This window comes from Aquisalinus flavus, from assembly GCF_014640095.1.
In the GTDB taxonomy this organism is placed as follows: domain Bacteria; phylum Pseudomonadota; class Alphaproteobacteria; order Caulobacterales; family Parvularculaceae; genus Aquisalinus; species Aquisalinus flavus.
On sequence record NZ_BMGH01000001.1, the window covers coordinates 220,945 to 246,927 of the forward strand.

Below are 25,983 nucleotides of genomic sequence, written 5' to 3' on the forward strand. Positions count from 1 at the left end.
GCACTTCCCGTGAAACGCCTGTCCATCCTCTTTGTTGCCCTGTTTGCAGGGCTGGTTCAGATCGCCGCCGCCAAGGCCGCCGATCCTGTCTATACCGGTGTGTTTTCCAATACGGCTGTCGGCGGCTACGACCCAGTCGCTTATTTCAATGAAGGCGCGCCTGTCGAAGGCTCGAAGGATTTTGTGACCGAGTACAAAGGTGCCGAATGGCGTTTTTCCTCGGCTGAGAACCGCGACCGCTTTATCGCAAATCCATCCGCCTACGCACCGCAATATGGCGGCTATTGCGCCTGGGCCGCTGCTCAAGGCAAGCTGGCCAAGGGTGATCCTGCCTACTGGGCCATCGTCAATGGCAGGCTCTATCTCAACTATGACCGCAAGGTCCAGGAAATGTGGGAAACGGACATTCCGGGCTTCATCATGAAAGCCGATGCCAACTGGCCGGCAATCATCGAATAACCAGTTTTCCCGACACCGAATTCAGAGGGTCAGTTTTACTTTCTGAGGCTGCCGAGAATCCCGCGTAGCGCGGAACGGATGAGGGTCCTGGTCAGGACGCTGGTCGCCTGCTTGGTGATGTAACCCCCGAGGCTGTTGCCACGCCGCGCCCGGCCGCGGGCAGGCGCTTTTCTTTGCTTTTTCTCGGCTGCTGCCTGCTTGCGCTCCTTCGATGCCGCGGCGCGGCGCGCTTCCTCTTCAGCCTTCTCCGCGCGCTGCGATAGGACTTCATAGGCAGACTGACGATCTATCGTCTTGTCATAGACCGTTGCGAGGGGAGAGGATTGCAGGACAGCCTTGCGCTCTGCCGCCGTCAGCGGCCCCATGCGGGACGAGGGCGGGCGGATCAGCGTCCGCTCGACCACGCCCGGGATCCCCTTGTCCATCAGGGTGCTGACGAGGGCCTCGCCAATGCCAAGCTCTGTGATCACATCCACCGTCGCAAAGGCCGGGTTCGGCCGGAACGTCTCGGCGGCCGCGCGGATGACCTTGTGCTCCTTCGGGGTGAAGGCGCGCAGCGCGTGCTGGATGCGGTTGCCGAGCTGGCTCGACACGCTGTCCGGCACATCCATCGGGTTCTGGGTAACGAAATAGACGCCGACCCCCTTTGAGCGGATCAGCCGCACCACCGTCTCCACCTTGTCGAGCAGGGCAGGCGGGCAGTCGTCGAACAGCAAATGCGCCTCGTCGAAGAAGAAGACGAGCTTTGGCTTGTCCGGGTCGCCGGCCTCCGGCAGCATCTCGAACAGCTCCGACAGCATCCACAACAGGAATGTCGCATAGAGCTTGGGCGACATCATCAGCCTGTCGGCGGCGAGGATGTTGATCATCCCGCGGCCATCCCCCGCGGTGCGCATGAAATCGTTCAGGTCGAGCGCCGGCTCGGCAAAGAACTTGTCCGCCCCCTGTTCTTCCAGTGCCAGCAGCTTGCGCTGGATTGCGCCGATCGAGGCAGCCGAGACATTGCCATAGGCGGCCTGCAATTCCAGGCGCCGGTCGGAAATATTGATCAGCAGGGCGCGCAGATCCTTGAGGTCAAGCAGCAACATGCCCTCGTCGTCGGCGACGCGGAAGGCGAGCACCAGCACGCCCTCCTGCGTGTCGTTCAGGCCCAGCAGCCGTGCCAGCAGCAGCGGGCCCATATCGGTGATGGTGGCGCGCACCGGGTGGCCCTGCTTGCCGAACAGGTCCCACAGCACGGTCGGATAGCCGGTCATCTCATAGGGGTCGAGGCCGATCGCCCCGGCGCGTTCCTCGAGGAAGCCCTTCATCGTGCCCGGCTGCGACAGTCCGGCGACATCGCCCTTCACATCGGAGATGAAGACCGGCACGCCCGCATCGGAAAAACCCTCGGCCAGGATTTGCAGGGTCACGGTCTTGCCGGTGCCGGTGGCGCCGCAGATCAGGCCATGGCGGTTGGCATATTTCAGGGTCAGGGAAACGGGATTGTCACCCTTGCCGACGAAAATACCCGGATTGCCTGCCGTTTCGTTCTTCTGGTCGCTCATGATGCCTGCCGGTCCTCTCCTGATTTCCGGGATAATCGGCAATATCGCTGCCTGAAACAAGGCAATAGACGCGCGATTCAGGGAACCGGGCCGCCCCAGGCGGCGTTTCGGGCGATGGTTTCGCTTTGGAATGCCCGCCATCACGGGTAAGGTATTCGTCAGCATCTCAAATTCGACTGGGGGTCGTCATGAATATCTTGAAAATCCTGCTCATCATCGCGGTGGTCCTCGCCGCCACTGTTGCGGCCATCCTGTTCTCCGGACGTGAGGTGCCGGTGGTTGCCGAGCAGGCCGTTGAGGAAGTGCAGGAAACAGCGGAAGATATCGGCGAGGCCGTGACCGGCGAGGATGAGCCCGCACCGGCAGCCGGGGAACAGGCAGTCGTCGACGATGAAGACCCGACCGGGGTCGAGCAGGCCGTCGCGGAGGAATTCCCTCTCGGAGACATGGTCAATGAAGCCGCGGCGACAGCCATCACCCGCGCCCGTGAGGCAGTCATCCTGGCTGACAGGGCCGGTGACGACGCCAACAAGGCGATCTCGAACATTGCCATGATGCTGGAAACCGACCCCGTCGCAGCGGCAAAGGATTCCGACAGGCTTGCCGTCACCGCGATGGAATCGGCCGAGGCATCCTCGCAAGCGGCGCAGGCCGCACTTGTCGCCGCCCGCGAAGCGACAGAGACCGCCGAGACGATGACGAACGAATATCGTGCCCAGGCAATGGCTGAAGCCAAGGAGGCCCGGGATGCCGCCGACGAGGCCGTCGCAGCGGCGCTGGACGCGGAATCCTATGCCCGCGAGGCGATGACAGCCGCGTCGGAAGCCGATGCAGCGGCGCAGAATGTCATGCTGCCCGCCAAGACCGAGCCGGAAGCCGAGCCCGAGCCAGAGGCGGATGCCCCGCTATCGGACCCGGCAGAGGAAAACGCCGACCCGCAGTAAAGCGACTGACGGCGCGTAAACTCCCGCCAATATCGTGAACACTCTGTTAATCACTGACCGTCATCCTTTCCGCAACGAGGACGGCCCGGACCCTGACGATTGAGGGCTGTGGCGATGAAGGGGCGACGACGATGACTGCAGCGTGTCTGATAGACCTGGATCATCTTGATCTTTATGTTGCCGGCGACGATGCGCTGCGTGACGAGATCCTCGGTATTTTCGAGACACAGGCCGAGATGTGGGCCGGGCTGCTTGATCCGTCGGCGGAAGATGCAGCCTGGCGCGATGCGGCCCATGCCCTGAAGGGGGCTGCCCGCGGCGTCGGTGCCTGGCAACTGGGCGAGCTTTGCGCCCGCGCGGAAACGCTGGTCGGGCTGGCGCGTCGCCGCGAGGAACGCGCACAGCTGCTTGAGGAATTACGCCGGACCGGCCGCGAGACCATCGCTGAAATCCGCCGCCTGCGTGACGCTGCCTGATCTCTGTTTCCTGACTTGGGCGACCTGACTGGTGACCTGACAAACAGGTCATACAGGAACATTCGCCCGCGACGCCTGTTCGTATCCTTTAAGGGGGAAACGGAAAGGATGTACGATCATGAGAGATTTTGCTGACAAGATCACCTGGGTGCTCGTTGCCGATGGCGAAAAGGCCCTGTTCTTCCGCAATGACGATATCGACAGCCAGCCCATTCTGAATGTCATCAGGAAAGAGGAACTGGACAACCCGCCGACCCGCGACCAGGCCGCGAACCGTCCGGGCCGCTTCAACGATGACGGTGCCGGCGGTGCCCAGCGCTCCGCCGTTCAGGACACGGACTGGCACGAATTCGAAAAGGAACGCTTCATCGGCGAAATTGCGGAGCGCCTCAACAAGGCTGCGCTCAAGAACGCCTTTGATCGTCTCGTTGTCTTCGCGCCGCCCCAGGCACTGGGGGAACTGCGCGACGGATTCCACAAGGAAACCAGGGATCGCGTCGTCAAGGAAGTCAGCAGCGATCTGACGAATCATCCGGTCGAGAAGATCGAGGCCAAGCTGAGTGAGCTCTTCTCCGGGCCCGCGCCCGACTATGACAAGGACCTGAAAAGGCACGCCTGATCATCGCGCCCTGCCATTGCGCGTCGAGATATTACAATTACGCAGGGAGAGCCTCGGCTCTCCCTTTTTTGGGCTCATGACGCGAAAGTGGCCGGTTAGCCTGATCCTGTGAAGCCCTACCGCTTCAACTCGGCCATCGCGCCTTCCAGCCCGTCCAGGGTCAGTGGATACATCCGGTCTGCGAACAGCTGGCGCATCATGCCGATGGAGCCGACATAGTCCCAGCTCTGCCGCCTGACCGGGTTCAGCCACACCGCGGTCTCGTAAATGTCGAGCAGGCGCTGCAGCCAGACCGCGCCGGCCTCCTCGTTGAAATATTCCACCGAGCCGCCGGGCACGGTGATCTCATAGGGGCTCATCGAGGCATCGCCGACAAAGATCACCTTGTAGTCATTGCCATATTTGTGCAGCACGTCCCAGGTCGGGATCTTGTCGGTCCAGCGCCGCTTGTTGTCCTTCCACACGAAATCATAAAGGCAGTTGTGGAAGTAGAAATATTCCATGTGCTTGAACTCCGCCCGCGCGGCGGAGAACAGCTCCTCCATGATCGTGATGAACGGGTCCATCGACCCGCCGATATCGAAAAAGATCAGGACCTTGACCGTATTGCGCCTCTCGGGCCGCATATGGATATCGAGGTAGCCCTTGCGCGCGGTGCCGTCGATCGTGCCGTCGAGGTCGAATTCGTCCGGCGCGCCGTCGCGGGCAAACTGGCGCAGGCGGCGCAAGGCCATCTTGATGTTGCGCGTGCCGAGCTCGACCGAGCTATCGAGGTTCCTGTATTCCCGCTTTTCCCAGACCTTCACCGCCCGCTTTTGGGTGCTCTCCCCGCCAATGCGAATGCCTTCCGGATTATAGCCGCCATGGCCATAGGGCGAGGTGCCGCCCGTGCCGATCCACTTGTTGCCGCCCTCATGGCGCTCCTTCTGTTCCTTCAGGCGCTCCTGCAGGGTCTCCATCAGTCTGTCCCAGCCGCCGAGCGCCTCGATCTGTGCCTTCTCCTCTTCGGTCAGGAATTTGTCGGTCAGCTTGCGCAACCATTCGTCGGGGATCTCCGCCTCGATGCCTTCGCCAACGCTCTCGATGCCCTTGAAGGCATGCGCGAACACCCGGTCGAACTTGTCGAGATTGCGCTCGTCCTTCACCAGCGCGGCGCGGGACAGGTAATAGAAATCCTCGACCCGCTTGCCGGCGAGGTCGGCCTCCATCGCCTCCATCAGGGTGAGGTATTCGCGTAAGGAGACCGGCAGCCCGGCGTCTTTCAGCTCGTGAAAAAATCTTGTGAACATGGCAAAGAGGGTAGCGTTCGGCGCGGCGCGTGCAAGGGCAGGGTGCAGTGAAATGTGGCAGCCGGTATCGCGACCTCAGCCTCAACGATCTCGATGATTGCCGGAGGAATCTGAGCATTTGTTTTGAAAGAGGAGGAGCGTAGCGGGCGCTATTAGACGGACCATAGCTTGTCAAGGCGGCACCCGCTTCGCGGCGCGCAGCGGGTGCCGCCTTGACAAGCTATGGTCCGTCTAATGACAATCAAGCAAGGCCTGTAAGGCATGAAGTGCCTTACAGGCCTTGGATGCTAACTAGACGAAGGTTCTTCAGGCGGAATGCTGCGGTTGGCTTCCGATCCTTCGTGGGTCGCTGCGCGACCACCTCAGGATGAGGGGCGGCGAACACTGAACTATCCTCATCCTGAGGTGCTCAGCTCTGCTGAGCCTCGAAGGATGGGCTCACTCATCCTCATCCGGCCCGGCCAGCTGTCCGCGCCAGTGCTTGCGGCACAGCGAGACATAGCTCTCATTCCCGCCGATCGCGACCTGGTCGCCCTCCAGCACAGGGCGGCCATCGGCGCCGATGCGCAGCACCATCGTCGCCTTGCGCCCGCACCAGCAGATCGTGCGAATTTCCCGCACCGTATCGGCAATGGCGAGCAGGGTCGCACTGCCGGGGAACAGCTTGCCGGCGAAATCCGTGCGCAGGCCAAAGGTCATTACCGGGATGCCCAGATCATCCGTCACCCGGGCTAGTTGCCAGACCTGGGTCTCGGTCAGGAATTGCGCCTCGTCGATCATCACGCAATGGCACGGCATCAGGCTTTCGACCCAGGCGAACAGGTTGTGGCTGTCATCGAACATCAGCGCGTCTTCGTCGAGGCCGATACGCGAGGCGATCTTGCCTTCGCCGCCGCGCTTGTCGATGGCAGCGGTGAACAGCACGGGCACCATGCCGCGCTCGCGATAGTTATACGCCGCCTGCAACAGGATCGTCGACTTGCCGGCATTCATCGCCGAATAGGAAAAATAGAGCTTTGCCATACCTACTTGTGAAGCGAGTCGTGTTTTGAAGCTCGACAGCGCCTCGCCCTTCGAGGCTGCTGCGCAGCTCCTCAGGATGAGGCTATCTTTTATTTGCCTGATTGAAAATCCTCATGCTGAGGTGCCCGCCGCAGCGGGCCACGAAGCACGAGGATTTCAGACTTCCTTCACCGCCGCGTGCATGACGTCGCAGATGAAATGCGCCTGCTCCTCGGTGAGGTACGGGTGCATCGGCAGGGACAGCACGTCGCCCGCTGCCTTTTCGCAATTCGGCAGGCCGCCTTCCGGGGCATAGGCCTCGAACGCCTTCATCTGGTGCAGCGGCTGCATGTAATAGATCGCGGTCGGCACCCCGGCTTCGCCGGCCTTTTCGCGCACGGCGTCGCGGTTGTCGATGGCGATGGTGTAATAGCCATAGCCGCTTTCCGCGCCATCCACATGCTGTTGCGGGCGGGCAATGTCGGACAGGCGTTCATTATAGATCCTCGCGATGCGGTGGCGCGCTTCCAGCTCGTCATAGAAGATCGCGACCTTCTCCAGCAGCACGGCGGCCATGAAGGTCGACATGCGGCCATTGATCCCGACGCGGACGGATTCGCGGCGCTGTTCATCCGTGCCATGCCAGCGGATCGATTCGCAGATTTTCGCCATCTCGTCATCGTCGCGCACCAGCGTTGCACCCGCATCGCCATAGGCGCCCAACGCCTTGCCGGGGAAGAATGACGTGCCGGTCACCGGCGCCAGGTTTCCGACCCATTGGCCGTCGAGCTTGCCGCCGAAGCTCTGCGCGCCGTCGGCAAAGACCAGCATGTCTTCGGCCTCGGCGATCCTGTTGAGCACATTATAATCGGCGGGTGAGCCGAACAGGTCGACGGCGCAGATGACCCGCGGCTTCAGCCGGCCCTCCAGCTTCACTTCCTCGATCCTGGTGATCAGGTCCGTCGTCGACATGTTGAACGTGTCCGGATCGATGTCGACGAACACCGGCGTGCCGCCGGCAATCAGCACGGCGTTGGCGGTCGCGTTATAGGTAAAGCCCGGGATGAACACGGCGTCCTCGCGGGTCAGGTTCAGCGCCATCATCGGGATGATCAGCGCATCGGTGCCGTTGGAGCAGGCGATGACATGTTTCGCGCCGGTCTTTTGCTCCAGCGTCTCCTCCAGCTCGTCGATCTCCGGCCCGGCAATATAGCGGCCATGGTCGAGCACGGCGAGCAGGCGTTTCTCGACCCGCTCGCGGATCACCTTCTGCTGCGCCTTCAGGTCGATAAAGGCAATATTGCCGACGCGGCTTTCGCGTTCCAGGGCCAGGTTCGATACGCCATTCATGCTCAGTACACTCCTTGAAACTCTAACTCAGGCCGCAGCCTGTTCGATGCGGATGGCGAGGTCGAGCGCCGCGCGGCCTGCCGTGCCGGAAACGGTTGGCGCGTCCCCGGTCAAGACCGATCTGATGAAGCTCTGCGTGCCGAAGGCGAGGGGGTCGCGGAACGCCAGCGGCGCGTCCTGCGCGCCGAATTCCAGCGCCAGCGGCGTGCCCGTGGTGTTGGTGATCTCGCGCTTGAGAAAGTCGATCACGATCTCGCCGTCATCATAGACCAGGGTCATGTCGCGCGTCGGTGTCTGCTCGAGGCGCGAGGCGGCAAGGCTTGCCTTCAGCCCGCCGGCAAAGACGATCTCGGCATCGGTGCGATCGGCATGCGGGCCGTGCTCGCACACTTCGCTGGCGGTCAGGCTCTCGACCGTCCCGCCAGCAATCTGGCCCAGCATGTCGAGATCGTGGATCATCAGGTCGAACACGACCGAGACATCCATCGCCCGGCCGGAAAACTTGTTCAGCCGGCGCGAGCGCACCTCGCGCGGCTTGTCGGCCCGCGACAGGATGCCGAAGGCCTCGAACACGTAGCGCTCCTGGTGGCCGATCTGGAGGATAAGGTTTTCCCCGGCGGCAATCTCGATCAGCCGGTCGGCATCGGCGACATTCAGGGCTATGGGTTTCTCGATCAGGCAGTGACGGCCAGCCTTCAGCGCGCGCAGGGCAAGCTCGTAATGAAAGCTTGCCGGCGCAGCGATCGTCAGCAGGTCAATCTTCGACAGGAAATCGCTGTAATCCGTGCACGCCTCGCAATCATGCATCTTCGCGGCGAGGGTGGCGCGGTCCGGGTCGGGATCATAGATCGCGGTCAGGGTGGCATCGGCTGCTTCGGCATATTTGTTGGCATGATAGCCGCCGAACACGCCAGCCCCGGCGACGCCTGCTTTCAAAGTCATGTCGTGCACACCTTTCTATTGCGCCGCACCATAAATAGTGCTGGCACAGGAGGCAATCAGGCCAACGTCACATGATATTTCGGGCTGTTACACCACGAGGCAAGCCCGCCGCCATCCACTGCCGCCAGACCTGACGCCTATGCCGCAGCGCGGGCGGCCCTGTCGATGCGCAGGGATTCGGCCAGCCGGAAGGCCAGTTCCAGCGCCTGCGTCGCGTTCAGGCGCGGATCGCAATGGGTGTGATAGCGGCTCGACAAATCGCTCTCGGTGATCGCCTGGGCGCCGCCGATGCATTCGGTCACGTCCTGGCCGGTCATCTCGAAATGGACCCCGCCCGGATGGGCGCCCTCGGCACGGCAGACCTCGAAGAAGGAATTGACCTCCGACAGGATCGAATCGAATGGCCGCGTCTTGTAGCCGTTCTCCGCCTTGATCGTGTTGCCATGCATCGGATCGCACGACCACACGACCTTGCGGCCTTCGGCGTTGACCCGCTGGACCAGGCGCGGCAGCCCCGCCTGCACCTTGCCGGCGCCGAAGCGGGCGATCAGCACGATGCGCCCGGCCTCGTTTTTCGGGTTGAGAATATCGAGCAGTTCCATCAGTTCGTCCGGCTCCAGCGTCGGACCGCATTTGATGCCGATCGGGTTCTCGATGCCGCGGGCGAATTCCACATGGGCCCCGTCCGGCTGGCGCGTGCGGTCGCCGATCCAGATCATATGCGCCGAGGTGTCGTGATATTTCCCGCTCGTCGAATCGACCCGCGTCATCGCCTGTTCATAACCCAGCAGCAGGCCCTCATGGGAGGTAAAGAATTCCACCTCCGACAAAGGCTTGGAATAATCCGACGTCACCCCGCAGGCTTCCATGAAGGTCAGCGCGTCGGAGATCTTGTCGGCGATCTCGTGATAATGCTCGGACTGCGGATTGCCCTGCACGAATTCCAGGTTCCATTTGTGCACGTTGCGCAGGTCCGCATAGCCGCCCTTGGCGAAGGCACGGATCAGGTTCAGCGTCGCCGCCGACTGGCCATAGGCCTTGAGCAGGCGCTGCGGGTCCGGCACCCGCGCTTCCGGCGTGAAGTCCATCGCGTTGATATTGTCGCCGCGATAGGACGGCAGGGTGACGCCGTCGATCGTCTCGACGGGCGAGGAGCGCGGCTTGCCATATTGCCCGGCGATGCGCCCGACCTTGACCACCGGCATGGCCGCGCCATAGGTCAGCGCCACGGCCATCTGCAGCAGCACGCGGAACGTGTCGCGGATCTTGTTCGGGTGGAATTCCTTGAAGCTCTCGGCGCAATCCCCGCCCTGCAGCAGGAAGGCCTTGCCCTCTGACACGGCGGCAAGGCGCTGGCGCAGCGTCCGGCTCTCCCCGGCAAACACCAGCGGCGGATAGCTCGACAGCTCCTCCTCGACAGCGGCAAGCGCCGCCGGATCGGGGTAATCCTCCGGTATGTGTTTTGCCGGGCGTGCCCGCCACGTGTCGGGTGCCCAATGTGCCTGTTCTCGTGCCATTTTATGTCTCAATCCAAGTCGGGCTTAACCCTTTATGCTAACGGCCCTGACCAATCAACCGCCCCGCGCGTACAAATTGCCGTAAATTGCGGCTCACGCGGGCGCCAGGTGTCTTTTCGCCCATAAACCCTAGATATTGGCTCAAGGCAAAACATCCAGAGAGGGAAGCAAGATGACAGCCAGATTTCTCACCGCTGCGGCGACAGGCCTCGCCCTGGCGATCACCGCGACAGCAATCGCGCAGGACCAGGACGTCACGATAGAGGCGACCGATCTCGGCGGCGGCGTCTACATGCTGGTCGGCCAGGGCGGCAATATCGGCATCTCTGCCGGTCCCGATGGCGTGTTGATGATCGACGACCAGTTCGACCGCCTGTCTGAGAACATCCTCGCCAGGGTCGAGGAGATCACCGGCGGCCAGGAGCTGAAATATGTGCTCAACACCCATTATCATGGCGATCATACCGGCGGGAACGAGGCGATGACCGCTGCCGGCGGCACCATCGTCGCCCATGCCAATGTGCGCGTGCGGCTGGCGAGCGGCGAGGAGCCGCGCCCCGACGAGGCCCTGCCGGTCATCACCCATGAAGACGGCATGACCTTCTTCTGGAACGATAACGAGATCCAGATCCATTACGTCCCGAACGCCCACACGGACGGCGACTCCATGGTCTTCATCCCGAACCTCAACATCATCCACACCGGCGACACGCTGTTCTCCGGCCGTTACCCCTATATCGACCTCGATGGCGGCGGTACCGTCGACGGCTATATCGCCAACCTCGCCAATATCGTGGAAATGGCTGACGCGGACACCCAGATCATCCCCGGCCACGGCCCGCTCTCGACCGAGGCTGACGTGCGCGCGCTGCACGACGTACTTGTCGAGGCCAAAGCCGCCGTTCAGGCGCTGGTCGACGAGGGGCTCAGCGCGGACGAGATCGTCGCCGCCGACCCGCTGGCAGAATGGAACGAGACCTGGGCGTGGGGCTTCATCAATGGCGAGCGCATGACCCGCACCATCGTCACCGACCTGATGAGTGAAAAAGCCCATGAGGCTATGGATCACAGCGCCGCAGATCACGATCACTGATAGTGTGATCCCCCTCTGGCGTTATCCGCCGATCGAGCATAAATCTGGGCCATGGCAGAGACACTGAAAATCGCCCTGGCCCAGATCGCCCCGACCGTCGGCGATCTCGACGGCAACAAGGCCCTGATCCGCGACGCCCGCAGGCAGGCAGCGGAGCAGGGCGCTGACCTCGTCGTGTTCCCCGAGCTTATCGTCTCCGGCTATCCGCCGGAGGATCTGGTGCTCAAACCCGCCTATCAGCGCGCCTGCCGCGAAGCGGCGGAGGAGCTGGCGCAAGACACCGGCGATGGCGGCCCGGCCATGATCATCGGCGCGCCCTGGCCGCAGACCGAGCGCGGCGGCGGCAAGGCGTGGAACGCCGCGATCCTGTGCGATGAAGGCCTGATCCAGCGCATCGTCTACAAGACCAGGCTGCCGAACTATTCCGTGTTCGACGAACCGCGCCGCTACCGTACCGGCGAAAGCGTGACGGTGACCGAGTGGCGCGGCATGAAACTCGGCCTGATGATCTGCGAGGATATGTGGTATCCCGACGCCGCGCAGGAGCTGAAGGCGCAGGGCGCGGAAATCTTCATCGTCCCCCATGGCTCGCCCTTCCGCACCACCTGCCATGCCGAACGCCTGACGACCGCCGAGGCCCGTATGGAGGAGACCGGCCTGCCGCTGATCTTCGTCAACCAGGTCGGCGGGCAGGACGAGTTGCTGTTCGATGGCTCGTCTTTCGCCGGCAATTGCCAGAACGACCGCGTGCAGGCGCCATGTTTCGAGACCGGCGTGTTCATGACCGGCTGGGAACGCCGAGCCGGCAAGTGGAAGTGTACGGATGGCCCTATGGTCGCCTGGCCGACCGGGCATGAGCTCACCTATCCGGCCCTTGTCACGGGCGTGCGCGATTATGTCAACAAGAACAGATTTCCCGGCGTCGTCATCGGCCTGTCCGGCGGCATTGATTCCGCGCTCACCGCCGCCATCGCCGTCGATGCACTGGGGCCGGAGCGCGTGCGCTGCGTGATGATGCCGTCGCGCTATACGGCGGGCGATAGTCTGACGGATGCAGAAAAATGCGCTGAGGCCCTGGGCGTCTCCTATGAATCCATCGCCATCGAACCGGCGGTGAAGGCCTTTGACGAGATGCTGGGCGAGACATTCGCCGGTCGCGAGCCCGACACGACCGAGGAGAATTTGCAGTCGCGCATCCGCGGCGTCATCCTCATGGCGCTGTCCAACAAATTCGGGCCGATGGTGCTGACCACCGGCAACAAGTCGGAAATGTCGGTCGGCTATGCCACCCTCTATGGCGACATGAATGGCGGCTATAATCCGCTCAAGGATGTTTACAAAACGGATGTCTTCGCGCTCGCCCGCTGGCGCAACACCAAAGTGCCCAGGGGCTGCCTCGGCCCGCCGGGCGAGGTGATCCCCGTCAACATCATCGACAAGCCGCCCTCGGCCGAGCTGCGCGCCGGCCAGCGCGACGACGATTCCCTGCCGCCCTATGAAATCCTCGACGCGATCCTCACCTGCCTCGTCGAGGAGGAAATGGCCGTGCGCGACATCATCGCCGAAGGCCATGACGAGGAAACCGTCCGCCGCATCCAGCACCTGCTCTATGTCGCCGAATACAAACGCCGCCAGTCACCCCCGGGTCCGAAGATCACCACACGGAATTTCGGCAGAGACCGGCGCTATCCGATCGTCAACGGGTTCAGGGATAGGTAGGCCCTCACCCGGAAAATGCCGGCGCATTTTCCGACCTCTCCCCAAGGGAGAGGTGAAGAACGTACAATCAGCTTTGCGCGATGCCCTACCTCTCCCTCTGGGAGAGGTCGAAATCCGTTTACGGATTTCGGGTGAGGGTACTCTAAGCTCTCAACTAAAAACCCCTCACGAAAGTTATCCCCGCCCAAAGTACCCCCCTTATAACCATCCCCAAGCCCGGTGAGGACCGGGTGGAGGCGTTCTGTTCTGCCGTGACCTGCGGTGAGGGCAGGGCGCATCAGGTTTCCGCCGGCAATTGAGGGTGTGTACAGCTTTGCATCGTCCGGCGGAGCGGTGACCCGGGGTAGCCCCCGGGCGGGAGAGCTATGCACTTTGGCCCCGCATCGATCGCCGCCGTGTGTAGCGAGAGCTATGCCAGTCATTATTATTTGTTTGAGGCAATGGCCGCTACACACGGGCCCCCTCGATTTCATATTCACACCGCAGCGAAATCTGACGGTGTTTTCAGTGCTGCCTCTCTTGTCTTCCCGGGGGATGCGCGGCATCAACCCGGGATCCATTTTCCAGAGGCCTTGCCGCTGCTCTCTCAAGCCAGCCTCACCGTCTCTGGAAAATAGGTCCCGGGTTCACCCTGACGGGCGCCCCGGGATGACAAGCGGGGTAGTTCGGAAAGAAAATTCAACAGGGTGCCGCGCTGAGGCCCCGCCGCCGGTGAACCACTTTTCGATCCCTAAACAGAAAGACAATCCAGCATCACCCGCACTTCTCGAGATACGCCGTCTTCGATCCATCCGCATACTGATACGCGGTGATGATGTTCTCGACCCCGCTCGCGCCATTGATGAACCGCAGCGTGTGCATGGCGGGTGCGCTCTTGGTCGCGATCAGCATATAGGCGATGGTCGGCAGGTCTTTCCGGGTGAAACCGGTACCGGTAAATTCCTGGCCGCGCAGCTGCACGAAGCCGTCGCCGGCATGGCCGATGCTGAACTCGAAGGTCCGGTATGCGCCGCCGTCGAGAACGAGGCCGAAGCTGCCATCAAGGTTCTCGTGCTTGTCGACATTGGCGTTCGGCCCGGTCGCGGTCAGACCCTCGAAGGAGAGATAGAGCGTCGCCGTGCCGGGTTTGGCACACAGCGAGCTGCCATCGGCGGCGGGCACGGCATATTTTCCGCTCGCCGGCAAATCGCCGAACTGGGCAAGGGCGGGGCCGCCTGCGGCCAGCATGGCAAGACCGGCGGCAGCTGAAAGGATGGATGGTTTCATGATCTCGCTCCCTCGAAACAGGCATGAGACTAGCGCGTCCACAGGCCGGGCACAAAGCCCCCGTTCGGGGGAGGGCGGGGAGCGCCTATTCCCGCCGCAGGATCTTTTCCGTCAGCAGGGAGCCGAGCGCCGTCGGCTTGAAGCTCTCTTGAACGGCATCCTTGTCATAATCGTTTTCGACCCAGGCGAGGAAATGTTCCGGGGTCGGCTCGGCGCCCTCTGCCTTGGCGGCGGCTTGATAGGTCTCGAAGAAATGATCGATCACCCCGGTCTTGCCTTCCTTGACATGGCCGTATTTGAACGACAGCTGCTCCAGCGCCTCGTCCAGCGGGCGGCGCTCATGCAGGAACAGATAGAGGGCAGAGCCGATCCCGGCCCGGTCGGCGCCGGACTTGCAGTGCAGGATCGCCGGATACTCGATCGTCTCGAACAGATCGTTCAGCTCAAGGATGAATTCCTTCGGCGGGGCTTCGCGCGACCAGGCGCGGTGGTTGATCAGGGTCAGGCCAAGCTGGTCGCAGGCCTCTTCCTCGAGCCAGTAGAAGCCGGATTGCGGCACGGAGTTACGCAGGCCGCGCAGATTGATCACCGTCTTCACGCCCTTGTCGCGCCATTCCTTCAGGCGGGCAGGGGAGGGCTGGTAAGTGCGCCAGACCTTGTCGGAAATCTGGTGGCTGTTGTCGTAGATCTTGCGCAGGAAACCATGATCGCCAAGGAACAGGTTGCGCCAGGCGCGTTTCCTGCCCTCGGGCGTGGCAAATTCCTCGCGGGTCATCGGCCCGGCCATGGCGGCTCCTTTGCTTCAGGGCTTTGCTGGGCGGCAGTCTAGAATCTGCCGTCGCCGTCCGGATCGAGGAATCTGTGCAGATGCACGATGAAATAGCGCATATGGGCGTTGTCGACCGTCTGCTGGGCTTTCGCCTTCCACGCCTTCTCGGCGAGGGCATAGTTCGGGAAAATGCCGACGACATCGAGTTCCTGGATATTCTTGAACCGGGCCTCGGCCGGGTTTTCCAGTTCGCCGCCGAATACGAGGTGCAGGAGTTGCGGGTCCTTGTCGCTCATCAGGGTGCCTCTTTCTAAGTGATCAATTGCTGCCGCTCGTGAAATCCGGCGGCAGGTGCGCCAGGCGCTTGAGCACATGCTCGTATAACGCCGGGGCCGTGCACACAAGACTTCTCTGGCGCGGGTCGGGCTTGTTGTAGGTGAATTTCTCGCCGAGATGGTCGCTGACGATCGCGCCGGCTTCCTCGGCGATCAGGGCGCCGGGGGCGGCGTCCCAGTCGGCCTTGCGGGCCAGCGCCAGGGTCGCGTCGAACTCGCCCTTGGCGATCAGTGCCATGCGGTAATTGGTCGAATTGCGCTGGTCGATGCGCATGGACGGCCAGTCCTCTGGCCAGCCGGGATGGCGGAACATGTGCTCGGCCCCCAGCATGGCGCAGTCCTCGACCGCGTCATGGCTGCTCGCGCCGATGGGGGTGCCGTTCAGCGTCGCGCCGGCGCCGCGTTCGGCCTCGAAGAATTCCCGCGTCGCCGGGTTGTAGACCGCAGCGGCGATGGCATCGCCATCCTCGATCAGGGCGGCGCAGATGGTGAAATGCGGGCGGCCCTTGAGGAAGGCGCGGGTCCCGTCGATCGGGTCGATCACCCAGGTGCGCGGCGCGTTCAGTCGGCCATGTTCCTCGGTGCTCTCCTCCGACAGCCAGCCATAGCCGCCGCCATGGCGGTCGATCAGATGGGTCTTGAGGATACGGTTGGCGGCAAGGTCAGCCTCGGAGATCGGGCTGGAATCGGCCTTGGTCCAGGCATCGACGGTGCCGCCGAACAGGGCAAGCACGGCGGCGCCGGCCTCACGCACGGCCTCACGCATCGCCTGCCGGTCCCCGGCAAGCCCCGGAAAGCGCTCCGCCGCCATCGCGCTAATTGCCCGCGATGGTCATGCGCTCGATGCGCAGGGTCGGGGCGTTCTTGGCGCCCTTGAACTCCAGGTCGCTGGCCGGGGTCAGCGTGGCGAACATCTCCAGCAGATTGCCGGCGATGGTGATTTCCGAGACGGGAAAGGCGATCTCGCCCTTCTCGATCCAGAAGCCGGAACAGCCGACCGAATAGTCGCCGGTGTTGGAATTGACCTGCGGACCAAACATGTCGGTCAGGTACAGGCCCTCGCCGGTGTCACGGATCAGCGCGTCGACGCTCATCGTGCCGGGCTCCATCCACATATTGGTGGAGCCCGATCCCGGCGGGCCGCCAGTGCCGCGGGTCGCCCGGCCATTGGTCTGAAGCCCGAGCTGGCGCGCCTGCGAGGAGTTGAGCATCCACGTCGTCAGCACGCCCTTGTCGATCACGGTCAGGCGTTCGTTGACGACGCCTTCGCCGTCGAAATGGCTGGAGCCGAAGCCGCGCTTGATCAGCGGATCGTCGATGATGGTGATCGTCTCGGGGAAGATCTGCTGACCCATCCGGGTCTTCAGGAAGCTGACCCCGCGCGCGATGGACGCGCCATTGATGGCGGCGGCGAGCTTGCCGACCAATGATTTGGCGAGGCGTTGTTCGAAGATCACCGGTGCCTGACGGCTCGACAGGCGCTGCGGGTTCAGGCGCTTGACCGCCCGCTCACCGGCCTTGGTGCCGACGGAGCCCGCATCGCGCAAGCTGTCGAGATGGGTCGCACTGTCATAGTCATAGTCGCGCTCCATGCCGAGGCCTTCCCCGGCGAGGACGGAAACGGAGACCGAATGGCTGCCACCGGCTGACGCGCCGAAAAAGCCGTGGCTGGTCGCAAACCACGACGTGCCGGAGCCGAAGCCGGCATCAGCGCCGCCGGAATTGGTTACGCCGTCAACGGCGCGGGCCGCTTCCTCGCAGGCCAGCGCGCGCTCCTTCAGCTGTTCGGTCGACGGTTCGACTCCGTCGAACAGGTCAAGGTCGGCAAAGGGCGCCTTCGCCAGCCGGTCTTCCGGCGCCAGCCCGCAATAGGGGTCTTCGGGGGCCGCCTTGGCCATGGAAACACAGCGCTCTGCGGTCTCCTGCAGCGATTGCGGGGTAAAATCGGTCGTCGAAACGCTCGCCTGCCGCTTACCATAGATCACACGCAGGCCGAGATCGCGGCTCTCCGACCGCTCGACGTCCTCGACCTCGCCGAGGCGCACGGAAACGGCATTCGAGACGCTTTCATACATCATCGCGTCGGCGGCATCGGCACCGGCCTTCATCGCATCCTCGATGAGCAGGCCAAGCGCGTCTTCAGGGGAAATCTTTGTCATGTCATCCGAGATAGGCTGGAACCGCCCGCCGTGCAACAGCACTCGACGTGGCCGCCGGCCGCCTTATGTTATCCTCAGTCAGATCGACCCGGGTATTATCGAGGTATCATGCATCGTCGCGTTTTGGGTTTTGTTTCCGCCATTCTTTTTCCTGCCACAGGTTTTTGCGCTGCCGTCGCGCAGGAGGGCGAAAGCGTGCCGGGCTATGATCCGGTGCCAACGGCAGGCGACTGGGACATTCAGGTTGGCGCCATCGCGATTGCCGGCAATGACTATCCTGGCGCCGACGCCGTTCAGGGCATGGTCGTGCCCTATTTCGATATCACCTGGCGCGACAGATATTTCATCGATCCGATCCGTGGCATTGGCGTCCAGCTGGCCGGGGAGCGGGGAACCGGGACATCGCTTGCCGCCGGCATCGCCTGGGATTTCGGCCGTGACGAGGATGACAGCGCAGCGCTTCGCGGGCTCGGCGATCTCGATGGCGGACCGGCGCTGCGCGTGGCCGGCCGCTATCGGCTGGGATATGTGGCGCTCGGCGCGACGTTGATGCAGTCCCTCGGCGGCGACACCGGCGCTGAACTGGTCCTTGACGCCAGCACGCGCCTGCCCACCGGTGAGCGTCTGACCATCATTCCGTCCGTGCGGGCGACCATCGGCAATGACCAGCGCCACGACGCCTTTTTCGGTGTCACGCCGGACCAGTCCGCGGCGAGCAATTTCACGCCCTATGATCCCGATGGCGGCGTGACCTCCTATGGCGTTCAGCTGGCAGGTTTTTACGATCTCACTGACCGCCTGTTCGCGACGGGCATCATCGCCAGCGACACCCTGACCGGCGATGCTGCCGACAGCCCGATCGTCGAGCGGGAAGACCAGCTATTTGTGGCGCTCGGGCTGGTACGAAAATTCTAGTTGAGCGCTTTTTTTGCCGTGACCCAATGAGTCGATTGACTCAACCCTTCGACGGCCTATTCTCCGCGTCAAGCCCGGTGATTCTGCCGGGCTTCGCGTTTGGCGGGAGAGCCCGGCTCTGACGACTGGCCGGCACCGAAGGAGCAACCGCCCCGGAAACTCTCAGGTACAAGGGACCGCCGACGCGACAAAGGCTGGAAAAGGATCGGTCGATCCTACCGAAGGAGCAAGCAGGCCCGCTCAGGGCTTTGCGGAATCTCTCAGGTCCCGTGACAGCCGGGGCGCTGCTTTGAGGCAGCCATCCCGGGACTGACACTGAATGACTGACGAAACTCTGAAAAAACTGCCGCTTGATGCGTTCCACAGGAAGCTGGGCGGCAAGATGGTGCCCTTCGCCGGCTATGACATGCCGGTGCAATATCCGCTCGGCGTGATGAAGGAGCATTTGCATGTCCGCGAGAAGGCGGGCCTGTTCGACGTCTCCCATATGGGCCAGGCGTGGCTGACCACAAAGGCCGGCCCGCTCGGCACGGCAGAAGCGCATGACGCGATCGCCGCGACGATCGAGCAATTGGTGCCCGGCGAAATCGAGAAGCTCGCTACTGGTCGTATCCGATACACTGTCCTGCTGAACGAAGAGGGCGGCGTGCTCGACGATCTGATGATCACGCGCCCGTCGACGGAAGAAGATCAGGGCCGTCTGTTCCTCGTGGTCAACGCTGCGGTGAAGGATCAGGACTTCGATCTGATCCGCGAAAAGCTCGGCCATCTTGCCATCCTCGACGTGATGGAACAGCGCGCGCTGCTCGCCCTGCAGGGCCCGCTGGCGGCTGAAATCCTCGCGACCTTCATTCCCGAGGCGGAGAGCATGCCGTTCATGTCGTCCATCGACACCTTCTTCGACGGCATGCCCATCGGCCTCAGCCGCTGCGGCTATACCGGCGAGGATGGTTTCGAGCTTTCCGTTCCGGCGGAGGAAGCCGAGCAGGTCGCCCGCCGTCTGGTCGATCATGTCGATGTCGAGCCCATCGGTCTTGGCGCCCGCGACAGTCTACGGCTGGAGGCAGGCCTCTGCCTCTATGGCCATGACATGGACACGGCAACCTCGCCGGTCGAGGCCAATCTCAATTTTGCCATCGGCAAGCGCCGCCGCGAGGAAGGCGGCTTTCCCGGCGCCGATCGTATCCTGAAGGACCTCGCCGAAGGCACGGGCCGCCTGCGCGTCGGGCTGAAGCCCGAGGGCCGCGCGCCCGCCCGCGAAGGCACGGAAATTCAGTCCCCTGACGGCAAGACCATCGGCGCCGTCACTTCCGGCGGATTCGGCCCGACCTATGGCGGCCCGCTCGCCATGGGCTATGTCGATGCAGAATTTGCCCAAGAAGGTACTGGCGTGATGCTGGTCGTGCGCGGCAAGCAGGTGCCGGCGAGCGTTGTGGCGATGCCCTTCGTGCCCCAGCGCTATTACCGCGGCAAGAAATAAGAGTTTGATCAAGAGGAGCGAGCAATGAAGAAATTTACTGAAGACCATGAATGGGTGAGCGTCGATGGCGATATCGCAACTGTCGGCATCACCGCGCACGCCGCCGAGCAGCTGGGCGATGTCGTTTTCGTTGAGCTGCCGGATGTCGGCAAGAGCTTCGGCCAGAAGGACGAAATGGCAGTGGTCGAATCCGTCAAGGCCGCGTCCGACGTTTACGCTCCCATCTCTGGCGAGATCGTCGAGGTCAACAATGACATCGTCGACGAGCCTGCCAAGGTCAATGACGATCCGGACGGTGCCGCCTGGTTCGTCAAGATCAAGCTGTCGGATGCTTCAGAGCTCGACAAGCTGATGGACGAAGCGGCGTATAAAGAGTTTGTGAAATAGAGACCGGCTGAAGGAAACAGAGCTGATATGCGTTACCTACCCCTCGACACAGAAGACCGCCGTGCCATGCTGGACGTGGTCGGCGCGAAGGCCATCGATGATCTGTTCGCCGATGTGCCCGCCGATGCGCTGAACCCGCCGCTCGATCTGCCGGACCATGCCGGCGAGTTCGCGGTGGAGCGGCAGATGGCGGCGATGGCGGCAAGGAACCGCGCCGCTGGGGCCGGGCCGTTCTTTGTCGGGGCGGGGGCCTACAAGCACCATGTGCCCGCAACGGTCGATCATATCATTCAGCGCTCCGAATTCCTGACGTCCTACACGCCCTACCAGCCGGAAATCGCACAAGGCACGCTGCAATATCTGTTCGAGTTCCAGACCCAGGTCGCGTCCCTGACCGGCATGGATGTCGCCAACGCCTCGATGTATGACGGCTCGACCGCCTGTGCCGAGGCGGCGCTGATGGCCCGCCGCGTCACCCGCCGCGACGGCATCGTCATGTCCGGCGGCCTGCATCCGCATTATGAATCGGTCACCCGCATGAATGGCGGCCTTGTCGGCGGCAAGGCGTCGGTTTCCGAGGCCTCGCCCGACGGCAAGGATAATGTCATCGACCTGATCACGGATGAGACCGCCTGCGTCATCGTTCAGACACCGGACGTTTTCGGCAATGTCGTCGATCTGGAACCGATCGCGAAGGCTGCCCAGGACAAGGGCGCGCTGCTCGTCGCCGTGGTCACCGAAATCGTCTCCCTCGGGGCGCTGAAGAGCCCGGGCGAGATGGGCGCGGACATCGTCGTCGGCGAGGGCCAGTCCATCGGCAACGCACTGAACTTCGGCGGGCCCTATGTCGGCCTGTTCGCGACGCGCCAGAAATACATGCGCAACATGCCGGGCCGTTTGTGCGGAGAGACCGTCGATGCCGATGGCAAGCGCGGTTTCGTGCTGACGCTGTCGACCCGCGAGCAGCATATCCGCCGCGACAAGGCGACGTCGAATATCTGCACCAATTCGGGCCTGTGCGCGCTCGCCTTCACCGTTCACATGACCCTGCTGGGTGAGACAGGCTTGCGCAAGCTGGCAACGCTGAACCACGAGGCCGCCTGCGCCACTGCCGACGCCCTGTCTGCGATTGACGGTGTCGAGCTGATCAATGACGCCTTCTTCAACGAGTTCACCCTGCGCCTGCCGAAGGATGCCGCGGACGTCGTCGAGGCGCTCGCCGCGAGGGACATCCTCGCCGGCGTGCCCGGAAGCCGTCTGTGGCCGGAGGACGAGAGCAAACACAACCTCCTCATCGTCGCCGCCACGGAACTCACCCAAGACGCAGATATCGAAGCGTTCGCCAACGCCCTGAAAGAGGTGCTGTAATGTCCATGAACAATCAGGGCCGTCCGTCCCGTCCCGAAGACATCGAGGTCCAGTCGGTCACGACCTTCACCGGCAATCGCGCGCTGCAGATCGAGGAGCCGCTGATCTTCGAGACCGGCCACATGGCCGCGACCGGCGTCGACCTGCCGGAGCCAAAGGGCACGACATCGCGCCTTGGCGGGCTGGAGCGCAAGAGCAGTATGAACCTGCCCGGTCTCGCAGAGCCCGAAGCGATGCGCCATTTCGTGCGCCTGAGCCAGAAGAACTACGCGATCGACATGGGCCCGTTTCCGCTCGGCTCGTGCACGATGAAGCACAATCCACGCCTCAACGAGAAGATGGCGCGCCTGCCGGGCTTTGCCGACATCCACCCGCTGCAGCCGGTGTCCACCGTGCAGGGCGCGCTGGAACTGATCGACACGCTCGCCGGCTGGCTCAAGGAACTGACCGCCATGCCCGCTGTCGCGATGTCGCCGAAAGCCGGCGCCCATGGCGAATTATGCGGCATGGTCACCATCAAGGCGGCGCTGGAAGCGCGCGGTGAGGCAGAGACCCGCACCCGCGTTCTCGCGCCTGAATCCGCCCACGGAACGAATCCGGCAACGGCGGCCCAGTGCGGCTTCACCGTTGATGGCATCCCGGCTGACGAGACGGGCCGGGTCGATATCGAGGCGTTCAAGGCCAAGCTCGGTCCGGACGTTGCCGCGATCATGGTCACCAACCCGAACACCTGCGGCCTGTTCGAGCGCGACATCCGCGAAATGGCCGATGCGGTGCATGAGGCCGGCGGCTATTTCTATTGCGACGGTGCGAACTTCAACGCCATCGTCGGCAAGGTGAAGCCGGGCGATCTGGGCATCGACGCGATGCACATCAACCTGCACAAGACCTTTTCGACGCCCCATGGCGGCGGCGGCCCGGGCTCCGGTCCGACGGTTCTGTCGGCGGCGCTCGCGCCCTTCGCGCCGATCCCCTATGTGGTCAGCGATGAAGATGGGTTCCACCTGGTGGAGAAACGCAGCCAGGAAGAGGGCGACCATCACAGCTTCGGCCGCATGACCGCCTTCCACGGCCAGATGGGCATGTTCGTCCGGGCACTGAGCTATATGCTGTCCCATGGCGGTGACGGCCTGCGCCAGGCAGCAGAAGACGCCGTGCTCAACGCCAATTACGTGCTCGCCCGTCTGTCCGAGGAGATGACCCCGGCCTTCGAGGGCACCTGCATGCACGAGGCGCTGTTCAATGATGATTTCCTGAAGGATACCGGCGTCGGCACGCTCGATTTCGCCAAGGCGATGATCGATGAGGGCTATCATCCCATGACGATGTATTTCCCGCTGGTCGTCCATGGCGCCATGCTGATCGAGCCGACCGAGACCGAGTCCAAACACGAGCTCGACCTGTTCTGCGATGCGCTGTTGTCGCTCGCGAAAGAGGCGAAGGCCGGAAATGCCGACAAGTTCAAGGCCGCGCCGGTGCTCGCGCCGCGCCGCCGCCTCGACGAGACCGCCGCCGCCCGAAAGCCGGTGCTGCGCTGGGAGCCGTCTGACGACAAGAGCATGGCTGCAGAATGAGACGGTCTGTGCCGTGCCCGTCTCCCTTCACACGGGGCATGACACTTTGTGATGAGACTTGCCGATCGCATCTGTTATAGTTTCGTCAACTGATTTCCGGGGGTGCGTGATGGATTGGCTGGCTAATGTTACGATGAGCGGGCTAGACCTTCTGGCCTCGCTCTTCGTGTTCGCGGTGGGAACTGCCTTCCTCTTGGTCATTTTCCTGTGGATTATCGACAAGACACAGACCCGGGATTCCATCCGGCACAACTTCCCGGTCGTCGGCCGTTTTCGTTATCTCTTCAGCCATCTGGGGGAGTTTTTCCGGCAGTATTTTTTTGCGCTCGACCGCGAGGAGATGCCGTTCAACCGGGCCGAGCGCGACTGGATCTATATTTCTTCCAAAGGCGGCAACAACAATGCGCCCTTCGGCTCGACACGGAACCTGCTGACACCAGGCACCCCGATCTTCGTCCCGGCCAGCTTCGCGACGCTGGAGTCGCAGGCCGAGGAATGCCCGCCGGTCATCTTCGGTCCGCACACCGATCATCCCTATGAAGGCAAGTCGATCATCAACGTATCGGCAATGAGCTATGGCTCCCTGTCGGCACCGGCGATCAGGGCCCTCTCCCATGGCGCGGCGCAGGCAGGCTGCTGGCTGAATACGGGCGAGGGCGGATTGTCTCCCTATCACCTTGAGGGTAATTGCGACATCGTCTTCCAGATCGGCACGGCCAAATATGGCGCGCGCGACGAGGACGGGAATTTCTCCGAGAAAAAATTCCGCGAGAATGCCTTGAAACCTCAGGTCAAGATGATCGAGCTGAAACTGGCCCAGGGCGCGAAACCCGGCAAGGGTGGCATTCTGCCTGCCGCGAAAGTGACGCGGGAGATCGCCATGATCCGCGGTATCCGCCAGGGCGAGGCGTCCATCTCCCCCAACCGTCACCCCGAGATCGACAGCTTCGACGACCTTCTTGACTTCATCGTCCGCCTGCGGAAGCTTTCCGGCAAGCCGGTCGGCATCAAGACCGTCATCGGTGATTCCACCTGGCTCGATGATCTATGCGCGGCTGTGATGAAGCGTGGCGAGGAGTGTGCGCCCGATTTTATAACCCTCGATGGCGGTGATGGCGGCACAGGCGCGGCACCGCTGGCGCTGATGGACAATGTTGGCCTGACGTTGCGTGAGTCCTTGCCGATGCTCGTCGACGGTCTCGCCCGCAACGGCTTGCGCGAGCGCATCAAGGTGATCTGCTCGGGCAAGCTTGTGACTCCCGCTGAAGTTGCCTGGGCCTATTGCGCCGGGGCGGATGCCGTCAATTCTGCCCGCGGCTTCATGTTCGCGATCGGCTGTATCCAGGCGATGCGCTGTCACACCAACACCTGTCCGACCGGCGTGACGACCCACAACAAGCGCCTGCAGGCCGGGCTGAATCCGATATCGAAGGCCCAACAGGCGGCAATGTATGTGAAGAAGATCAATCAGGATGTCGGCTATATCGCCCATTCCTGCGGCGTCCCGCATCCACGCGCGCTGCAGCGCCGCCATGTGCGGATCGTACAGGGCAATGGCCGCTCGATTTGTTATGGCGATGTCTATCCGCCCATCCAGCCGAACAAGCCTGATCAATCGCTTGAAACAGTTCTGCTGCGCCGCAGCTGATTGGCTGTGGATCATCCTGACCATCACGGCAAGTCGTGCTAGCCTTCATGGATGACTGGCATTCATACTGCGGCCATGACAGACGATATCTGGAACGACACCCCTTCCGTGCCGGTCTACCATGATGTCGACCGGGCGCTTTTTGAAAACGAGATCAAGCCGGCCAATTGCCCGGTGCTGATGAAGGGTCTTGGTGCTCATTGGCCCCTGGTCGAAAAAGGCAGGCAGGGGCCGGAAGCCCTTGCTGCCTATCTCCGGTCTCACGCCAATACCCAGCCGGTCCAGGCCTTTATCGGGGCCGCTGCGATCGAGGGGCGGTTTGCCTATACGGACGATCTGAAAGGCTTCAATTTCGAGCGGCAGGCGATGCCTGTCGGCGACCTGCTCGACGCCCTGCTGGCGCGGCTGGATGAGGAAGGCGATGCACTCTATGCCGGTGGCATACCGGTGCCAGCCCATCTGCCGACCATGGATGCGGACAACCCGATGCCGCTGCTCGAACCCGGCTCCGACCGGCTCGTCTCCGCCTGGATCGGCAACCGCACGCGCATCCCGGCGCATTGGGACCTGCCGCAGAATATCGCCGTCGTCGCCGCCGGCCGCCGCCGCTATACGCTGTTCCCCATAGAACAGGTGGCAAATCTCTATGTCGGTCCGCTCGACCTGACCCTCGCCGGGCAACCTTCAAGCCTTGTCGATTTCCATGCGCCGGATTTCGGGCGTTTCCCGAAATTCCGGGAGGCCATGAAGGCCGCGCAGATCGCCGATCTCGAACCCGGCGATGCTGTCTATGTGCCGCCGATGTGGTGGCACCATGTGGAGAGCTTCACGTCGTTTGGCATGCTGATGAATTACTGGTGGCGCGAAGGGCCGGACTATATGGTGACGCCGTTTTTCACGCTCCTCCATGCCCTGACGACCCTGCGCGACCTGCCGGCGCCGGAAAGAGCGGCCTGGCGGGTGATGTTCGACCACTACATCTTCCGGCTCGATGGCGAGCCGATGGACCACGTGCCGATGGACGCCCGCGGCATCTTTGCCGACATGACCCCTGATAATTTGCGCCGCCTCAAAGGGTTTCTGGCCAGCAAGCTGCAGTAGCCGGTCGCGAAAGTTCGTGGCCTG

The 25,983-nt window shown here is 62.8% G+C and carries 24 protein-coding genes and 1 riboswitch; of the genes, 13 read left to right on the plus strand and 11 right to left on the minus strand.

Annotated elements, in window-relative coordinates:
• Positions 1-9 precede the first annotated feature (9 nt).
• The gene (locus tag IEV88_RS01115) at positions 10-459 is read left to right on the plus strand and encodes a YHS domain-containing (seleno)protein (protein WP_188159464.1); all 450 of its coding nucleotides are present in this window, start codon (positions 10-12) and stop codon (positions 457-459) included.
• 35 nt (positions 460-494) lie between these two features.
• Here the strand turns inward: IEV88_RS01115 and IEV88_RS01120 are convergent, their stop codons facing one another.
• Positions 495-2,006, minus strand: coding sequence for a helicase HerA-like domain-containing protein (locus IEV88_RS01120; RefSeq protein ID WP_188159465.1), 1,512 nt, complete (start codon positions 2,004-2,006; stop codon positions 495-497).
• Between the two features lie 188 nt (positions 2,007-2,194).
• Between IEV88_RS01120 and IEV88_RS01125 the strand changes: the two genes are divergently transcribed.
• The 3 genes from IEV88_RS01125 to IEV88_RS01135 all read left to right on the plus strand — a co-directional run bounded on the left by IEV88_RS01125 (position 2,195) and on the right by IEV88_RS01135 (position 4,045).
• On the plus strand, positions 2,195-2,950 hold the full coding sequence (locus IEV88_RS01125; protein WP_188159466.1) for a hypothetical protein: 756 nt from the start codon (positions 2,195-2,197) through the stop codon (positions 2,948-2,950).
• A gap of 131 nt (positions 2,951-3,081) precedes the next feature.
• Positions 3,082-3,426: an Hpt domain-containing protein gene (locus tag IEV88_RS01130; RefSeq protein WP_188159467.1), complete on the plus strand. Its 345-nt coding sequence runs from the start codon at positions 3,082-3,084 to the stop codon at positions 3,424-3,426.
• Between the two features lie 118 nt (positions 3,427-3,544).
• Positions 3,545-4,045 (plus strand): baeRF12 domain-containing protein, encoded by a 501-nt coding sequence (locus IEV88_RS01135; protein WP_188159468.1) that lies wholly within the window; start codon positions 3,545-3,547, stop codon positions 4,043-4,045.
• A gap of 116 nt (positions 4,046-4,161) precedes the next feature.
• Here the strand turns inward: IEV88_RS01135 and IEV88_RS01140 are convergent, their stop codons facing one another.
• The 5 genes from IEV88_RS01140 to IEV88_RS01160 form a co-directional block, all read right to left on the minus strand.
• Positions 4,162-5,334, minus strand: coding sequence for a vWA domain-containing protein (locus IEV88_RS01140; RefSeq protein ID WP_188159469.1), 1,173 nt, complete (start codon positions 5,332-5,334; stop codon positions 4,162-4,164).
• A gap of 438 nt (positions 5,335-5,772) precedes the next feature.
• Positions 5,773-6,357, minus strand: a complete 585-nt coding sequence (locus tag IEV88_RS01145) for a thymidine kinase (RefSeq protein WP_188159470.1) — start codon at positions 6,355-6,357, stop codon at positions 5,773-5,775.
• 156 nt (positions 6,358-6,513) lie between these two features.
• Positions 6,514-7,686: a DegT/DnrJ/EryC1/StrS family aminotransferase gene (locus tag IEV88_RS01150; RefSeq protein WP_188159471.1), complete on the minus strand. Its 1,173-nt coding sequence runs from the start codon at positions 7,684-7,686 to the stop codon at positions 6,514-6,516.
• A gap of 27 nt (positions 7,687-7,713) precedes the next feature.
• Positions 7,714-8,628 carry a Gfo/Idh/MocA family protein gene (locus IEV88_RS01155; RefSeq protein WP_188159472.1) on the minus strand — a complete coding sequence of 305 codons (915 nt, stop codon included), beginning with the start codon at positions 8,626-8,628 and terminating at the stop codon, positions 7,714-7,716.
• Positions 8,629-8,765: 137 nt separating this feature from the next.
• Positions 8,766-10,145, minus strand: coding sequence for a class II 3-deoxy-7-phosphoheptulonate synthase (locus IEV88_RS01160; protein WP_188159473.1), 1,380 nt, complete (start codon positions 10,143-10,145; stop codon positions 8,766-8,768).
• 172 nt (positions 10,146-10,317) lie between these two features.
• Here IEV88_RS01160 and IEV88_RS01165 point away from each other — a divergent pair, with 172 nt between their 5' ends.
• Together IEV88_RS01165 and IEV88_RS01170 are read left to right on the plus strand one after the other, a co-directional pair.
• A complete protein-coding gene (locus IEV88_RS01165) occupies positions 10,318-11,238 on the plus strand; it encodes an MBL fold metallo-hydrolase (protein WP_188159474.1) in 921 nt (306 codons plus the stop codon).
• 51 nt (positions 11,239-11,289) lie between these two features.
• Entirely contained in the window at positions 11,290-12,957 is a 1,668-nt protein-coding gene (locus IEV88_RS01170; RefSeq protein ID WP_188159475.1) for an NAD+ synthase, read from the plus strand.
• A 753-nt stretch (positions 12,958-13,710) separates the two neighbouring features.
• Here IEV88_RS01170 and IEV88_RS01175 read toward each other — a convergent pair.
• The 5 genes from IEV88_RS01175 to IEV88_RS01195 all read right to left on the minus strand — a co-directional run bounded on the left by IEV88_RS01175 (position 13,711) and on the right by IEV88_RS01195 (position 17,486).
• A complete protein-coding gene (locus IEV88_RS01175) occupies positions 13,711-14,223 on the minus strand; it encodes a hypothetical protein (RefSeq protein ID WP_188159476.1) in 513 nt (170 codons plus the stop codon).
• Positions 14,224-14,308: 85 nt separating this feature from the next.
• Positions 14,309-15,010 carry a protein tyrosine phosphatase family protein gene (locus IEV88_RS01180; protein ID WP_206711302.1) on the minus strand — a complete coding sequence of 234 codons (702 nt, stop codon included), beginning with the start codon at positions 15,008-15,010 and terminating at the stop codon, positions 14,309-14,311.
• Between the two features lie 38 nt (positions 15,011-15,048).
• Positions 15,049-15,288, minus strand: a complete 240-nt coding sequence (locus tag IEV88_RS01185) for a DUF4170 domain-containing protein (protein ID WP_188159477.1) — start codon at positions 15,286-15,288, stop codon at positions 15,049-15,051.
• Between the two features lie 22 nt (positions 15,289-15,310).
• A complete protein-coding gene (locus tag IEV88_RS01190) occupies positions 15,311-16,138 on the minus strand; it encodes a 3'(2'),5'-bisphosphate nucleotidase CysQ (RefSeq protein WP_188159478.1) in 828 nt (275 codons plus the stop codon).
• Between the two features lie 4 nt (positions 16,139-16,142).
• Positions 16,143-17,486: a TldD/PmbA family protein gene (locus IEV88_RS01195; RefSeq protein WP_188159479.1), complete on the minus strand. Its 1,344-nt coding sequence runs from the start codon at positions 17,484-17,486 to the stop codon at positions 16,143-16,145.
• A gap of 195 nt (positions 17,487-17,681) precedes the next feature.
• Between IEV88_RS01195 and IEV88_RS01200 the strand changes: the two genes are divergently transcribed.
• The 7 genes from IEV88_RS01200 to IEV88_RS01230 all read left to right on the plus strand — a co-directional run bounded on the left by IEV88_RS01200 (position 17,682) and on the right by IEV88_RS01230 (position 25,959).
• The gene (locus IEV88_RS01200) at positions 17,682-18,401 is read left to right on the plus strand and encodes a MipA/OmpV family protein (protein WP_188159480.1); all 720 of its coding nucleotides are present in this window, start codon (positions 17,682-17,684) and stop codon (positions 18,399-18,401) included.
• 93 nt (positions 18,402-18,494) lie between these two features.
• Positions 18,495-18,590: riboswitch (glycine riboswitch) on the plus strand.
• A gap of 130 nt (positions 18,591-18,720) precedes the next feature.
• On the plus strand, positions 18,721-19,881 hold the full coding sequence (gene gcvT, locus IEV88_RS01205) for a glycine cleavage system aminomethyltransferase GcvT (protein WP_188159481.1): 1,161 nt from the start codon (positions 18,721-18,723) through the stop codon (positions 19,879-19,881).
• Between the two features lie 24 nt (positions 19,882-19,905).
• Complete coding sequence (gcvH, locus tag IEV88_RS01210) at positions 19,906-20,268, plus strand: glycine cleavage system protein GcvH (protein ID WP_188159482.1); 363 nt, start codon at positions 19,906-19,908, stop codon at positions 20,266-20,268.
• A gap of 27 nt (positions 20,269-20,295) precedes the next feature.
• Complete coding sequence (gene gcvPA / locus IEV88_RS01215) at positions 20,296-21,636, plus strand: aminomethyl-transferring glycine dehydrogenase subunit GcvPA (protein WP_188159483.1); 1,341 nt, start codon at positions 20,296-20,298, stop codon at positions 21,634-21,636.
• Entirely contained in the window at positions 21,636-23,210 is a 1,575-nt protein-coding gene (gene gcvPB / locus IEV88_RS01220) for an aminomethyl-transferring glycine dehydrogenase subunit GcvPB (protein WP_188159484.1), read from the plus strand. The genes gcvPA and gcvPB overlap by 1 nt, the downstream gene beginning before the upstream one ends.
• A gap of 133 nt (positions 23,211-23,343) precedes the next feature.
• Positions 23,344-24,858: an FMN-binding glutamate synthase family protein gene (locus tag IEV88_RS01225; protein WP_206711303.1), complete on the plus strand. Its 1,515-nt coding sequence runs from the start codon at positions 23,344-23,346 to the stop codon at positions 24,856-24,858.
• 75 nt (positions 24,859-24,933) lie between these two features.
• Positions 24,934-25,959 carry a cupin-like domain-containing protein gene (locus IEV88_RS01230; RefSeq protein WP_188159486.1) on the plus strand — a complete coding sequence of 342 codons (1,026 nt, stop codon included), beginning with the start codon at positions 24,934-24,936 and terminating at the stop codon, positions 25,957-25,959.
• Positions 25,960-25,983 lie beyond the last annotated feature (24 nt).

What these genes read in the sequence shown, in the direction of transcription:
- IEV88_RS01120 (WP_188159465.1), bottom strand. Translation starts at nt 2,006, where the DNA reads ATGAGCGACCAGAAGAACGAAACGGCAGGCAATCCGGGTATTTTCGTC.
- IEV88_RS01125 (WP_188159466.1), top strand. Translation starts at nt 2,195, where the DNA reads ATGAATATCTTGAAAATCCTGCTCATCATCGCGGTGGTCCTCGCCGCC.
- IEV88_RS01130 (WP_188159467.1), top strand. Translation starts at nt 3,082, where the DNA reads ATGACTGCAGCGTGTCTGATAGACCTGGATCATCTTGATCTTTATGTT.
- IEV88_RS01135 (WP_188159468.1), top strand. Translation starts at nt 3,545, where the DNA reads ATGAGAGATTTTGCTGACAAGATCACCTGGGTGCTCGTTGCCGATGGC.
- IEV88_RS01140 (WP_188159469.1), bottom strand. Translation starts at nt 5,334, where the DNA reads ATGTTCACAAGATTTTTTCACGAGCTGAAAGACGCCGGGCTGCCGGTC.
- IEV88_RS01145 (WP_188159470.1), bottom strand. Translation starts at nt 6,357, where the DNA reads ATGGCAAAGCTCTATTTTTCCTATTCGGCGATGAATGCCGGCAAGTCG.
- IEV88_RS01150 (WP_188159471.1), bottom strand. Translation starts at nt 7,686, where the DNA reads ATGAATGGCGTATCGAACCTGGCCCTGGAACGCGAAAGCCGCGTCGGC.
- IEV88_RS01155 (WP_188159472.1), bottom strand. Translation starts at nt 8,628, where the DNA reads ATGACTTTGAAAGCAGGCGTCGCCGGGGCTGGCGTGTTCGGCGGCTAT.
- IEV88_RS01160 (WP_188159473.1), bottom strand. Translation starts at nt 10,145, where the DNA reads ATGGCACGAGAACAGGCACATTGGGCACCCGACACGTGGCGGGCACGC.
- IEV88_RS01165 (WP_188159474.1), top strand. Translation starts at nt 10,318, where the DNA reads ATGACAGCCAGATTTCTCACCGCTGCGGCGACAGGCCTCGCCCTGGCG.
- IEV88_RS01170 (WP_188159475.1), top strand. Translation starts at nt 11,290, where the DNA reads ATGGCAGAGACACTGAAAATCGCCCTGGCCCAGATCGCCCCGACCGTC.
- IEV88_RS01175 (WP_188159476.1), bottom strand. Translation starts at nt 14,223, where the DNA reads ATGAAACCATCCATCCTTTCAGCTGCCGCCGGTCTTGCCATGCTGGCC.
- IEV88_RS01180 (WP_206711302.1), bottom strand. Translation starts at nt 15,010, where the DNA reads ATGGCCGGGCCGATGACCCGCGAGGAATTTGCCACGCCCGAGGGCAGG.
- IEV88_RS01185 (WP_188159477.1), bottom strand. Translation starts at nt 15,288, where the DNA reads ATGAGCGACAAGGACCCGCAACTCCTGCACCTCGTATTCGGCGGCGAA.
- IEV88_RS01190 (WP_188159478.1), bottom strand. Translation starts at nt 16,138, where the DNA reads ATGGCGGCGGAGCGCTTTCCGGGGCTTGCCGGGGACCGGCAGGCGATG.
- IEV88_RS01195 (WP_188159479.1), bottom strand. Translation starts at nt 17,486, where the DNA reads ATGACAAAGATTTCCCCTGAAGACGCGCTTGGCCTGCTCATCGAGGAT.
- gcvT (WP_188159481.1), top strand. Translation starts at nt 18,721, where the DNA reads ATGACTGACGAAACTCTGAAAAAACTGCCGCTTGATGCGTTCCACAGG.
- gcvH (WP_188159482.1), top strand. Translation starts at nt 19,906, where the DNA reads ATGAAGAAATTTACTGAAGACCATGAATGGGTGAGCGTCGATGGCGAT.
- gcvPA (WP_188159483.1), top strand. Translation starts at nt 20,296, where the DNA reads ATGCGTTACCTACCCCTCGACACAGAAGACCGCCGTGCCATGCTGGAC.
- gcvPB (WP_188159484.1), top strand. Translation starts at nt 21,636, where the DNA reads ATGTCCATGAACAATCAGGGCCGTCCGTCCCGTCCCGAAGACATCGAG.
- IEV88_RS01225 (WP_206711303.1), top strand. Translation starts at nt 23,344, where the DNA reads ATGAGCGGGCTAGACCTTCTGGCCTCGCTCTTCGTGTTCGCGGTGGGA.
- IEV88_RS01230 (WP_188159486.1), top strand. Translation starts at nt 24,934, where the DNA reads ATGACAGACGATATCTGGAACGACACCCCTTCCGTGCCGGTCTACCAT.